Genomic DNA, 13085 nt, shown 5'->3' on the forward strand with positions numbered 1-13085 from the left:
TAGGACGCCCAAGTATTGATCCAGCTAAATAAGTTAAACTGACCTTCATTCAATATACCTTCAGTATTCGTTCAAGCGTAAAACAATTGAATTGAAAGAAGGTTGAAACAAATACGGCTTACAGTTAGTTCTTTGGCAAAGCAGCTGTCATTAAGATAGATAGAAATCTGTTCAAACAAGTCTGTATCTTTAAAGCGTCGTTTAATTTTCCCCGAACATTGAGATATGAGGCACTTTATCATGGAAACCATATCGCACTGACTTTCACATGTGTGGAATCCACGTATACTTGCTCTGCACTTATTAACTTAAATAAGCGAAAATTCAAAGGGAATTTCAAAAGGGGTTCGAGATTTTTTAATTCCGTACCCCTTTTGTCTACAAACTGAGACTTGCCCTAAACGGCAAGTCTTTTTTAGCTTTAAATAAAAACTCTTAAAACATCACATGCTTATGTGATATAATTCTTTCATTGTGTTGAAAATTCCAAATATTGATATTGAGGTACTTTAATGAATCAGACTTATACTAAATCACAAAAGATCCGCCTGTTATTTTATATATTGATACCTATCCTGATAACCCAAATCAGCATGTATGCCATGACCTTTTTTGATGTGATGATGTCGGGACAATACAGCACCCAGGACGTTGCTGGCGTCTCCATCGGCAGTTCGCTATGGACACCCGTGTACACGGGGCTGAGCGGGATATTGATTGCCTTAACGCCGGTGGTTTCACAGCTGGTCGGTTCCAGGCAGTCTAAATCCGTTTCCTATTCCGTGATGCAGGCCATTTATTTAGCTATCACTTTAGCCTTGTTCATATTAATCATTGGGGCGTTTTCTTTGAACCCCGTATTGAATGCCATGGACCTTGAAGATAGTGTCCACATGGTTGCTCATGATTATTTGATTGCACTTTCACTCGGTATCATTCCTTTATTCGTTTATAATGCGTTAAGGGCCTTCATTGATGCTCTGGGGCAGACCAGAATCTCCATGATCATCACCTTATGTGCACTTCCGGTAAATGTCCTTTTTAATTACCTGTTAATCTACGGGAAGTTTGGATTCCCCGAACTTGGCGGTGTCGGTTCCGGGTACGCAACTGCCATTACTTATTGGTTAATTGCCCTGGTGGCCATCCTTGTTGTAATAAAAATCAACCCGTTTTCGACATATAAGGTTTTCAATGAATTTTTCCGGGTTTCCTGGAAAGAATGGCGGGCTTTATTATTGATTGGGGTACCCATCGGGCTGGCTATCTTTTTTGAGACAAGCATTTTCTCGGCCGTCACCCTTTTGATGAGTAAGTATGATACCGTGACAATTGCATCGCATCAGATTGCCATGAATTTTGCGTCCCTGCTTTATATGATACCGCTAAGTATATCCATGGCTTTGACGATCGTCATTGGATTTGAAATTGGGGCAACCCGTTATAAAGATGCAAAAGTGTATAGCTGGATTGGCATATCGATGGCCTTGACGATGTCGCTCGTTTTGTCGACCATCCTATTCCTCTTCCGTGAACCTGTGGCTTCTTTATACACTAAAGATCATGAGGTAATGATGCTGACTTCACATTTTTTAATATATGCCATTTTCTTTCAGATATCGGATGCCCTCCAGGCACCCATTCAGGGTATATTGCGTGGATATAAAGATGTTAATGTCACATTTGCGATGTCACTGGTCTCCTACTGGATTCTCGGGCTTCCCATTGGCTATTTTTTTGCAAAGTATACCGATATGGGAGCCTTTGGGTATTGGATCGGCTTAATAACCGGCTTGGCTCTCGGAGCTATAGGCTTGGCGGCTCGCTTACGGTTCATACAGCAAGTGAAATATAAAAAAATGGCGTAAAAAAAGTGGGGCTGGATTACACCGGCCTCACTTTTTTTCATTCTGAATTCAAATTCTAAACCACTAGGCTTTATATATTTTCCCAAGAACATCCTTACCGCCTGTTACCGGTATGATGCTCCCGGTAATGAAATCTGATTTTTCATCACAAAGGAACGTGATGACCCTCGCTATATCTTCCCCCGTACCCGGTCTGCCAACTGGAACCGTATCATCCTTTTCTGCTCTCGCGACCCTAATTTCCTCCTCTTTCCAATCCCCTATGATATCACCAGGACAAACCATATTCACGGTGATTCCATGTGTAGCTTCTTCCGCAGCTAAAGTTCTTGTCAAGGAAGTCAAGCCGCTCTTTGCAGCGGCAAAAGCAGAACGATAGATCCAACCTGGTGCAGTTTCACACCGTTCAAACCCTAATGTAATGACTCTACCCCAGTTTCTACTGCGCATTTGTGGAATAAGTTCCTTCGCAAAAAAGAAAAAACCATTTAAATTCCCGTCCATGATGTACTTCCATTCATCGCTGCCATATTCAGTCATGGGTTTACGATCATGCATATATGGCCCTGCGTTATGAATGAATATATCAACATGGCCAAATGCCTCCAAAATCTTTTGCAAAATATTCCGGCAATCTTCCTCACTTGACGAGTCACCTTGAATCGCAAGTGCCTTAACATGATACATTTCCTGTAATTCATCCACTAATGCTAAAGCTGCCTTTTTACTTTTTCGATAAGTAATGATAATGGACATTCCATTATCCGCGAGTGAAAATGCCATCCTTTTGCCGATACCCGTTGCTCCACCAGTAATAAAAGCTACTTTTTCATCCACAGGCTTACCCTCTTTATCTAATGGATTTTACTTAATTATACATAAGTTTATTCCATTTTCTATAATTTAGTAATTATAAAAAAGAACCTCTGGGCTTTAGCTGCATAAAATATAACAAATAAACCTGTCAGACCAAAAGCAGGAGAGAGGAATTCAATATGTTTCCCTGGAATTCACTTTTTTCTTTTAAGAATAACCCGAACCAAAAGGAATTCATGAAAAATATGCAGCAAAGTGACGTTCAATCGTTCATTGAAAAGGTATTTTCACAAGTGATCCCTGACAATATGCAAGGTATGATGAACCAAAATGATGGCGGCTCACAAAAAGTAAATGCCAGATCTGAACATCCTTTACATGCCGAAGTATTTGAAACCCACTTATATGTCTTCGTAAGAATTCCAATAGACGATGAATCTTGGCTAAAGAAAATGAAACTTTACCATACATCTAACCAATCCATCATCGAGGGGATTCCTGAAGAGTCAGATCGGCATGTCATAACACTCCCCGCACCTGTAAAGAAAAAAGGGGCATCGGCCCAATATAAAGAATCAACATTGGAAATACGTCTTCAAAAAAGTTTCAATACACAGTATTCAGAAATCGATGTATCCGAGATTTAAGCGGCTTCACCGGGACCTCACTGATGTTAAGGTGCGGTTCCATTTATTTCTTGGTTCAATTCTTTTTAGATTTGGGTACATTATAGAGAACCAATCGATGTCACCATTGATTTTTTCCATGGAATGGAATGATCTATTCTCGCAAAAAAAAGCGCACCCCATGTAAATGGGATGCACTTTTCTATTAATCTATTATTTTCCGATGAATTGTTGAGTCCAGTAGTTACCAGATTCTACGTAACCTACTCCAATATGAGTAAAGCTAGAATTCATGATGTTTTCACGGTGTCCTTGGCTATTCATCCAAGCTTGTACCACTTCTTCAGGTGTTTGTTGACCTTGTGCGATGTTTTCGCCAGCTGTTTTATAGCTGATTCCGAATTGTTTCATCATATCGAATGGTGAGCCGTAAGTTGGGCTATTGTGATCAAAGTAGTTTTTATCTTTCATGTCCTGAGACTTGATACGTGCAACTTTGCTCAACTCAGTGTCGATTTTAAGAGCTGACAAACCTTGTTTTTCACGTTCTGCATTAGTTAATTTAACAACTTCTTGTTCAAAAGCACTTAATTCAGAGCTTGTCTCTTGTTTTTCATCAGTTGATTTATCAGGTGTCACTTCCGGTGCTTCAGGTTTTGCTTCAGCTTCAGGTTTTGCTTCAGGTTTTGCTTGGTTCGCTGCTCCAGCTTCTTGACCTGGTGTTTGAACTGGTTTTTGAACTGGTTTTTGTTGTGCCTGCGCTGCAGGTAAAGTGATATTGTATTTAGCTAGGTATTGGTCAAGGACTTTTTGCATATCCTCTTTATTCATAGATTTGTAAGTTACTTGTTTAACAGTATCACAGTTGGCTGCTTCAGCTTGGTTAGCTCCTACTCCTGTGAATATAATAGCTGCAGCCGCTGCTGCTGACATAAACATTTTCTTTTTCATTCGTATTTCCTCCTGTGATGTTCGTTTTGTGTTGTGCTTTGCTTCTGGAATTATCATAACATGCACTTTTTGTAATAAATGCACCATCAATTTCCATCGAATTTAACAGGATACGAAAGAGAAAATATTATTATCCTAGTTTCAGAGAAAGCTTGCAAGAATCCTTTACCTATCTATGTTTCTTTTAGTGGTATATATACTCATATTTTTCCAGCCCTTACTTGTCAATGGTAGTTACATAGAACCATTTCCATTGAATACTAATAACTTTTTGTTGACATATCGTATTTAACCAACATAATATGACTTTCTTTACTTTTATGTTACAAATTTTTCGATTCAACTTCAACACGCCGTCTTTTGTCCTGATTATTTCTACCCTATTGCCTTGACCATTTTTCAAATAAAAAAACAATCCGGATTCACTCCCGAATTGTTTTGGTTTTGATAGTCATTCATCATTTCATTTCTTCATCATCCATTTCGTCCATTTCCTTTTTCCCACCATTTTGTTCAGGAGTGCTTGGTTTCCCTATGACGAATTCTTTCTTTGGCATGTTGTGCATATCCCTTGCCGTTACATGGGCGTATACATAATAGGTTCCTTCTTCATCAAAAGTCTTTTCCAATTCATATATGCCGTTTCTTTTATGTTTTACTGCAATTTTGTCATGGTCATCGCTATTCGCAAGCCAAATTTCAAAACTGACATCATCTGCATCTGTCACAACTTCGTCCCCATAAGTCACTTTTGCCTGAAATTTCACAGGCTCATTCACTTTACCCTGAATTGGATCGACAGCTAAATCGACATTTAACATTTTCGGAATTTCCTCTTCCTTGCCGCATCCGGCCAAAAAAATTAACGTCATGCAAAATAACACGATTTTTTTCATTTTTGAACGTATCCCCTTTTTATGAATTCCATTCTTCTTTTATAACCGGTAGGATGACCCTGACTTTTGTTCCCCTTTTTTCCTTGCTTTCTATTTCGATTTTACCATTTTGCAATTCCACCAATTTTTTGACAATGGACAGTCCAAGCCCTGAACCGCCATCAAAACGGCTTCGTGCTTTGTTCACTCGGTAAAAACGATTCATGATATGTGGCAGATCCGCTTCCGGGATCCCGTTACCCGTGTCAGTAATCAGCAGTTCGCAATCATCTTTATGCTGAATTAGGGTAATATGGATCGACCCTCCAGGATCCGTGTACTGAATGGCATTATCAAAAATGTTATGCAGGATCTGTTCCATCCTTCCTTCATCCCCAAAAATAATCGGATCTGGATCCAGATCCAGCTGCAAGTCCAATTGCTTTTCTTTTATTATCGGTTCATATTTCACAAGTACGTCTTCAATGAATTGGGCATAGGCAATCGGGATTTTATTTAACAAGAATGGATCACTATCCATTTTTGTTAAGTCCATCAGATCTCCCACAAGCCGCTGCAGCCTAAGTGCCTCCCTTGAAATGAGATGAAGGTATTTCCGTTGTTCTTCATCATTTTTCACGACACCATCCAATATGGCCTGTGTGTATCCCTTTACGTAACTAAGCGGGGTTCTGAGCTCGTGTGCTACATTTTCTAGAAATTCTTTTTTTCTTTCTTCTTCCAAATGGATGGAATTGGCCATATCATTAAAGGCTATTGCCAATTTACCTATTTCATCATGGCTCCTTACATGGACCTGTATGTCATAATTCCCCTCTGAAACACGATGGGCTGCAGTCTCTATTTCCTTAATCGGACTGATTAGCCTTTTCAACCATTTTGTAGTAAAAAATATCGCGACTATCAAGAATAATAGGACCGCTGCCAACCATTTTGCAGCAAATTCCTTAAGTAAGACCGTAATGGAATCTACTGGAATATATGTATAGATGATACCTTCGAGGCGATCTTCGTCAATCAGGGGTATGATCGCCGCTACAATGTTCTTTTCAAACCTTTTCTCATATCCCTCTTTTTCAACGGCTTTCCCATCTAAAAGCATTTGCCGTTCTTCTTCAGAAATAAGGGTATCATAATTGATTTCAAAAGGCAGACAGGCACTCAATTCCCTGGGATTGTTGACGACAAAGACCTCGCTGTCATTCTTACTGTTAAACCATTCAACTTTTTCCTTAAAGTCATCACTGATTTCACCGCCGGTATAATCCGCCCCTAGCAATGACGCTTCATTGACTAAATCTGTTTTTAGCTTCTCCACATATAGATTTTTATAATAATATTGAGAAAGTGAGTAAGCGAACAGTACGGAAAGGATGATGGCGGTGATGATGGTGAGCCATAATTTAAATGAGAGGGTTCGCCATTTATTGATCATTTCTTTTCCTCTATCTTATAACCGATTCCCCAGACGGTTTGAATGTAATCGGCCGCTCTTAATTTCATTCGTAACGTTTTGATATGGGTATCCACGGTACGTAAAGATCCTCCATATTCCCCGCTCCATACATTTTCAAGCAGTTGTTCACGGCTGAGTGCCTGGCTTTTATGCCGCATGAGAAATAACAGCAATTCGAATTCTTTCAAGGTTAAATTGATTGCCTTCCCTTCAACCAAAACCGTTCTGGATTGTAAGTTCAAGCTAATTTTACCGAATCGGACATGGTTTTGATTCTCTTCATTCAATGATAATTTCCCTGTCCTTCGCAATACAGCTTCCACTCTTGCGACCAATTCTCCTGGATTGAACGGCTTGACGATATAATCGTCGCCGCCAAGCTTCAGCCCTTTCACCTTATCCCATTCTTCACCTTTCGCACTGACAAAGATCACAGGGATCTCCCAATTTTCACGAATTTCTTCACAAACGGAGAAACCGTCCATACCTGGCATCATGATATCCAATAGGATTAAATCCACTTCCTCTGTTTCAACCATCCTTATAGCTTCTCTTCCATTCGCAGCTTGAAGGCATCGATAACCTGAGTTCAGCAAATACATTTCAACTAGATTTCGCATATCTTCTTCATCATCCACGACTAAAATGGTGTAAGCATGCATGTCATCTACTCCCTCAACATCAATTGGAACGGACCTTCGCCGACTTTTATCGTTTTTTTAACATCGACTGTTTCAGCATCCATTACATACACTTCATCACTATCATATCCCGCCACGACCACATCTTCATTGAAGTTCGCCATTTCAAAGGGGTTGACGCCGACCACTTTGCTTTTCACTTCCTCATATTGATCATTCAATTTATATAAGGAGCTTGTACCATGACTAAGGACAAATATGCCTTCAGCATTCTCCAGGAACTTTATCGGCATGGTGGGGGCCTTCAGCTTCTTCTTCAACTCTCCTGTTTTTGCCGAATAAATATATAGATCTTCTTCCACTTGGTCCCCATCACCGTGTCCTCCGATCCATATTTCATCCTTTTCTTCCCTTAATAATGTGCCAGTGCTGGAACTATGTACGGGAAATTCGAAATCGACCTTTTTCGTTTCAAGATTTATCACTGAACATTTGGTATCACCAAAATTAATAACATACAAACGATTCGCTTGCTCTCCTTGAAGAACGGTCAAGGGGCTTTTACCAACCTTGACAATATCCTGTTCCTCCCCATCAGCATTTAAAAAATAAATGGAATGATTCGCTTGATTGACCGCCACGATGCTTTTTCCATCACGTAACAACTGCATATTGACGATTCCTTTCCCAATTTCCCAACTGTTTATCAGTTTTCCTGCTGATAATGAGTAAACTTGGACTTTTTTCATCTCTTTTCCATAAAGCAGGATAGTATCTTTGTCTGCCAGGAGCAGGGCTCCGGTAAATGGTTCTGAAATATCCCATTTTGCAAATGGATGATAGTTTTCATCTATAAAAGTCAGAGAAGTATCCTTGATATTGACAGTTGCCAGGAAAGGTTCACTTTTATTGATTTTAGTAAATGCATTACCGCTATTACACCCAGTAAGCAGTACGATGGCAAGAAAAAGCCCAATGCCCCACTTCATATTTTAAGCTCCTTATTCATTAAATATCTATTTTTTAAAAATTTTAACAATGATTTGTGAAAAAAGTATGAAGCGGATAAGAATATTTGCTTACAAGCATCCGTATCACACTCGGAAATCATAATCTTTCCAATTCAGTGATATAGAGCATGACGATCGCATTTTTCATTTCTTCTGAAAGCGTAGATTCCATCACGCGTTTAATGCAGAGGTAAAATTTCTCCAATACTGGTTTTCGGGCACGGGGATGGGCATTTTCATCCAAAAGCTCACGGCGGATGAGTTCCGACAAAACTTCCCTTCCACCTCCATCGGTCACCTTACGATTGTTCCATATGCTTAAATAAGCCACCAGTAATTCTTCTTGCCTGATATTTTCTTTCATAGTATCCCTTCCATCCATTACTAATTCATACATATTATTGATCAAGTTCGTAAAGACTATCTTAATAATACGATCACGCTTTTTAAAATTCAAAAAAAGGAGTGAGTACAGTGTCTCAAGTATACCGCTGTCCGAATTGCCGGACAAATAAATCTCGCTTCAATCTCATTCAGCAAGTAGCAACCCCCGTTAAAAAGGATCCGCAATCCGGTGAGATTGTTGAACAATATTCGAACGATTCCCTTCAGCCGTTCCATCTAGCATATAATGGTCCTGAAGTTCGGGTGCAATGTGCTGCGTGCGGATTAATAGAAGACGAAAAGACATTTGCCGCCTTTGGAATGCAAGAATAAAAATGGTCAGACCCACAAATGGGTCTGACCATTTTTTCAATCTTTTCCCACCGACATCTTAGCCCGGTCTATGGCAATTGGAATGGCTTTTCCATCCTCATATCCTTCATCCAATAATGCATTCGCGATTTCTATAGCCTTTTCCCTGACATCTTTATCTAGATTCTTCATCGAATTTGGGTAATCGTTCTTATTCCATGGCATTAATACCGCCTCCTTGATAAGAAAGTCTTCTTATATGTTTCCCTTCTTTTATGGGCGGTAAACGTTTATCGGGCCGCTCTCGCTTCCAAAGCTTGCAACTGACCGATCAACATTTCCTTATCCAACTTTTCCCCGATTATGACGATATTCAATGGCATTTTCATCATTTCATTCATATACATCGGCATTCCGTAGGAGTATTGAAATAAATGGGGGTATTGTGAATGTGTAAAGGAAATGTATCCTTTCATTCTATATACCGTTTCCGGCAGGGACCTAAGCCACTCTTCAAAGTCGGTTTGTGCCACGGCACCTTCAAATGTATGAACGACTGCAGTTAAATGCAAATGGTCATGTACATCAAGCTTTTGATGGCCATTTTGCCGATTTCTTTGCATCCCTTGCAATGATTTCAAGGAAACGTCCGCATACTCCGTCAATAAACATACAGCATCCGTATTCAGCGCCTGTATCGTATATATCAGCTGTGCGGCCTCCATCTCACTTACTAAATCCGCTTTATTCAATAGTATGAAATCGGCATGGTGGATTTGCTCGGCAAGCAACTGTCGAAGCTGCGGAGACAGTTCCTCGCGATCGCGCCACCTTAATAAATCGACCACCGTGATAATCCCTTTATACTCCAGCCTTTTGGCGAAAATCGGTGACATGATGCCGTCCAATACTTCAACTGGATGAGCAGCGCCCGTCGTTTCAATATAAACCGCATCCAGGTCATTTTCGGTTAGCAATTCATGAAGCTGAACCTCCAGTTTATCTTGAATTGTGCAGCAGATGCACCCGTCAAACAACTCCTTCAGAGGCACCCCATCACCAATGAGTCCGCTGTCAACCGATACACTGCCGAGCTCATTTAAAAGCACGGCCACTTTTCTGCCCGCGTCACTTTCCTGCTTTAATATATTTCGAAGAAGCGTCGTTTTCCCGCTGCCGAGAAAGCCGCCCAATATGTACACTTCGGTTGTTTTCATTCTTATCTGCTCCTATGATCCGGTTAAATTCGATTCGGTTAAATTTTATCATACTTATCTTACTAAAGCACTTGCCGGATTCACAAAAAAAACAGCCCGTAAGCTGGTTTCAGACATAGACAAAGTCGAAGAAAAGCGAGTTCGACTGAGGTTTTTTATTTAAAAACGTCCAGTCGATTTCAGAAATCCGCTCCCTTTCCGCCGACTGTCTGCCGAGCCTCCTCGACGAAAGCGTCTGTGGGGTCTCGGCTAGCCAGTTATTCGGCAGGAGTGTCGCAAATTTCTTCAATCCAATGAGGATTAGAGTATAAAACTATTAAGACCGGAGTACTATATTCGAGCGTTCGCGAGATTTTTTGACCTTCATCTCACTATTCGGACTCCGAACACCATTTTGTTGCCAAACTGAAATCACGGAGTCCATCTTCGTGGTTACAGACTGTAGGCAAACTCTATGAAAACTCAGTTTGCCTACAGTGTTTTATTTAAAAAGTTCAGTTGATTTCAGAAATCTGCTCTCTTTCCGCCGACTGTCTGACACGCCTCATCGGCGCAAGCTCCTATGGTGTCTCGGCTAGCCAGTTATTCGGCAGGAGTGTCGCAAATTTCTTCAATCCAATGAAGATTAGAGGAAAAAACCATTAAGGATAATCTGGTCTTGTTTTAAAATCATGGTTCGAGATGAGACCATTCCGAACGCTTTTGACTGCAAAATGAAACAAGCCGGATGGCTTGTTTCAGAATGAAGATAAACTCGAAGAAAAGCGAGTTCGACTGCAGTTTTTTATTTAATAATGTCCAGTCGATTTCAGAAATCCGCTCCCTTTCCGCCGACTGTCTGCCAAGCCTCTTCGGCGCAAGCGCCTGTGGTGTCTCGGCTAGCCAGTTATTCGGCAGGAGTGTCGCAAATTTCTTCAATCCAATAAGGATTACAGGAAAAAACCATTAAGGATAATCTGGTCTTGTTTTTTAAAATCCTGGTTAGGGATGAGACCATTCCGACTTCCCTTTTGTCGACAAATTGAACCAAGCCCGTAAACTGGTTTTTCAACACTGATTCATGCTTGAACTTCGTCTTTTTCGTAAATCGGCACCCATCCTGCCGCTGTAACGAAAATGCGGACAGCAACAGTTTTCCTATCTTCTGCAAGCGTAAAATAATGTCTTGTTGATTCTGGTACACTAATAAGATCACCTGGATTAAGGCGCACATCAAACCACTGTTTATCCTTGCCTTCGATGGCAAAGATACTCGTTCCGCCTGCTATGAAACGCACTTCATCATCTTCATGGTGATGTTCCTGCTTAAAGTTTTCAAGCATTTGATCCAAGTTCGGATTCGCATCGGATAATGTGATGATATCATGCGCTTTATAGCCTCTTCTTTCGGAGATTTCCGCTATCTCTGATTGGAATGCTACTAGGATTTCCTCCTTGTCAGCATCTGTTAGATCGTATTTTTCCACGAGATGGGCCGGTAATTTAGAAATGTCCCACTGCTCATAAATAACCCCTTGTGTTTCTAAAAATCCTTTTACCTGTTCACCGTTTTCAATAACCTCGTTTGTTTCATGGAATCTGATCGTCGCCATCATTCATTCCTCCTCTATGAGTGTTTATCTTAAAGAACCCGCAAACGCCTTTTGTTGATTAAGCAACAGTTGATATTGAAATAAAAATTCGCAAGCTTCAAGTATTCTCTTTGCTTCGAGTCCGCTTTTACCCCAAACCGTAATACCATGATTGCGGATCAGCACGGCGCCAGAGTCTTCTTCGACATGTGGCTCGAACTTATCGGATAACAGCGGAATGTCAGCATGATTATATATGATTGGAATCCGAAGTTCCGAATCTTCATCCCACCGACCGGTTGCTTTAATGATTTCATGATTACGAAAAGAAACTTGGCCTTCATCTCCGTACAATTCGGATATCACATTATTTTCAACTGTATGGACATGGAGTACACAGTTCGCATTCGTTTTCCGGTAAATGACTGTATGAAGTAAAGTTTCGGCCGATGGTCTTAGGTTCGTTTCTTCAACTGGCTTTCCTTTTAAATCCACCAGTAAAAAGTCCGAATCCGATTGCTTCCTTTTATCCTTACCGCTTGCCGTAATATAAAAGAAAGGGCTTTTGGGCTCCCGAATGGACAAGTTCCCGCTAGTTCCCATAAACCAATCCCTTTCGGCCAGTTCAGCTTTAATGTCTGCCAGCTCCTGCCATTCTTTAGAATGATTGTTCACGCTTTAACCACCTTCTGCTGCTTTAAAATATCAATTACATCAAAAAACGTTTCAAATCCTTGATGTGGAATCCCTTCCCTATCGCATTTTTCAAGCAGTATGTCACGGGCTATGACAAAATCGGCCTGTTTTGCAGCTTCAAAATCCGTTACCGAATCTCCAATAACGAATTTAAAATCTTCCGCACCCGTAATTTCCCTCATAATGGATGGCTTGCAGCAACCGCAATCATTATTACATTGATCATCACAAGTATGTGGCCACTCAATATAAATCTTTTCCTTATCAAAAAATGCATGGTTGCAATAAACGGACTCTGTTGGCAAGATATCATTTAAAAGCGGTGCAATGAAAAAATCCATGCCCCCGCTTACAATATATAAAGGGATGTTGGCTTGTTTCGTATACTCAACGAATTCATAAAACCCTGGACGAATGCCGGCCGTCTTTCTTACATATTGGATGATGTCATCCTTCAAGCCGCTATCAAGCAGGGAAAACATATCCCCTACTCCTGAAGATATACTGATTTTTTGCTGAAGGACACCGTCTTTCAACGCTTCCCATTCCGGAGGCGCAAATTTCTTCATGATGGAAATGATATTATCCGTGTTGGTGATCGTTCCGTCAAAATCACAAAAGATGATCGGTTTCATTATTTC

Annotated in this window: 14 protein-coding genes and 1 pseudogene; 3 read left to right on the forward strand and 12 right to left on the reverse strand. The window is 40.6% G+C overall.

The features are described from left to right. The first annotated feature begins 512 nt into the window (after positions 1-512). Positions 513-1868 (forward strand): MATE family efflux transporter, encoded by a 1356-nt coding sequence (locus tag ABOA58_RS15710; RefSeq protein WP_350299130.1) that lies wholly within the window; start codon positions 513-515, stop codon positions 1866-1868. Between the two features lie 63 nt (positions 1869-1931). On the opposite strand, the gene ABOA58_RS15715 is transcribed toward ABOA58_RS15710, so the two are convergent. After that, positions 1932-2705 carry an SDR family oxidoreductase gene (locus ABOA58_RS15715; RefSeq protein ID WP_350299131.1) on the reverse strand — a complete coding sequence of 258 codons (774 nt, stop codon included), beginning with the start codon at positions 2703-2705 and terminating at the stop codon, positions 1932-1934. Positions 2706-2863: 158 nt separating this feature from the next. Between ABOA58_RS15715 and ABOA58_RS15720 the strand changes: the two genes are divergently transcribed. Then, positions 2864-3331: an Hsp20/alpha crystallin family protein gene (locus tag ABOA58_RS15720; RefSeq protein ID WP_350299132.1), complete on the forward strand. Its 468-nt coding sequence runs from the start codon at positions 2864-2866 to the stop codon at positions 3329-3331. Between the two features lie 192 nt (positions 3332-3523). Here the strand turns inward: ABOA58_RS15720 and ABOA58_RS15725 are convergent, their stop codons facing one another. From ABOA58_RS15725 to ABOA58_RS15750, 6 genes are all read right to left on the reverse strand, one after another. Beyond that, positions 3524-4261: a CAP domain-containing protein gene (locus ABOA58_RS15725; protein WP_350299133.1), complete on the reverse strand. Its 738-nt coding sequence runs from the start codon at positions 4259-4261 to the stop codon at positions 3524-3526. Positions 4262-4719: 458 nt separating this feature from the next. Further along, positions 4720-5157 carry a FixH family protein gene (locus ABOA58_RS15730; RefSeq protein WP_350299134.1) on the reverse strand — a complete coding sequence of 146 codons (438 nt, stop codon included), beginning with the start codon at positions 5155-5157 and terminating at the stop codon, positions 4720-4722. A gap of 19 nt (positions 5158-5176) precedes the next feature. Continuing rightward, entirely contained in the window at positions 5177-6592 is a 1416-nt protein-coding gene (locus tag ABOA58_RS15735) for a sensor histidine kinase (protein WP_350299135.1), read from the reverse strand. Then, entirely contained in the window at positions 6589-7275 is a 687-nt protein-coding gene (locus ABOA58_RS15740; RefSeq protein WP_350299136.1) for a response regulator transcription factor, read from the reverse strand. Before ABOA58_RS15740 ends, ABOA58_RS15735 begins: the two co-directional genes overlap by 4 nt. 5 nt (positions 7276-7280) lie before the next feature. Beyond that, positions 7281-8243 carry a WD40 repeat domain-containing protein gene (locus ABOA58_RS15745; protein WP_350299137.1) on the reverse strand — a complete coding sequence of 321 codons (963 nt, stop codon included), beginning with the start codon at positions 8241-8243 and terminating at the stop codon, positions 7281-7283. Between the two features lie 118 nt (positions 8244-8361). After that, the gene (locus ABOA58_RS15750) at positions 8362-8628 is read right to left on the reverse strand and encodes a hypothetical protein (RefSeq protein WP_350299138.1); all 267 of its coding nucleotides are present in this window, start codon (positions 8626-8628) and stop codon (positions 8362-8364) included. Between the two features lie 110 nt (positions 8629-8738). On the opposite strand from ABOA58_RS15750, the gene ABOA58_RS15755 reads away from it, so the two are divergent. Then, complete coding sequence (locus ABOA58_RS15755; protein ID WP_101225235.1) at positions 8739-8981, forward strand: DNA alkylation repair protein; 243 nt, start codon at positions 8739-8741, stop codon at positions 8979-8981. Between the two features lie 57 nt (positions 8982-9038). On the opposite strand, the pseudogene ABOA58_RS15760 reads toward ABOA58_RS15755, so the two are convergent. The 5 genes and pseudogenes from ABOA58_RS15760 to ABOA58_RS15780 all read right to left on the reverse strand — a co-directional run. Next, positions 9039-9185, reverse strand: a pseudogene (locus tag ABOA58_RS15760) (DUF2188 domain-containing protein); the annotation flags it as partial. A gap of 65 nt (positions 9186-9250) precedes the next feature. After that, on the reverse strand, positions 9251-10177 hold the full coding sequence (locus ABOA58_RS15765; protein WP_350299139.1) for a CobW family GTP-binding protein: 927 nt from the start codon (positions 10175-10177) through the stop codon (positions 9251-9253). 1058 nt (positions 10178-11235) lie between these two features. Continuing rightward, the gene (locus ABOA58_RS15770) at positions 11236-11769 is read right to left on the reverse strand and encodes a cupin domain-containing protein (protein ID WP_137023436.1); all 534 of its coding nucleotides are present in this window, start codon (positions 11767-11769) and stop codon (positions 11236-11238) included. 24 nt (positions 11770-11793) lie between these two features. Next, positions 11794-12423: a methylthioribulose 1-phosphate dehydratase gene (locus tag ABOA58_RS15775; RefSeq protein ID WP_350299140.1), complete on the reverse strand. Its 630-nt coding sequence runs from the start codon at positions 12421-12423 to the stop codon at positions 11794-11796. Continuing rightward, positions 12420-13079, reverse strand: coding sequence for a 2-hydroxy-3-keto-5-methylthiopentenyl-1-phosphate phosphatase (locus ABOA58_RS15780; protein ID WP_350299141.1), 660 nt, complete (start codon positions 13077-13079; stop codon positions 12420-12422). Before ABOA58_RS15780 ends, ABOA58_RS15775 begins: the two co-directional genes overlap by 4 nt. Between the last annotated feature and the right edge of the window lie 6 nt (positions 13080-13085).

It is taken from the genome of Peribacillus frigoritolerans, assembly GCF_040250305.1.
Taxonomy (GTDB): Bacteria; Bacillota; Bacilli; order Bacillales; family DSM-1321; genus Peribacillus.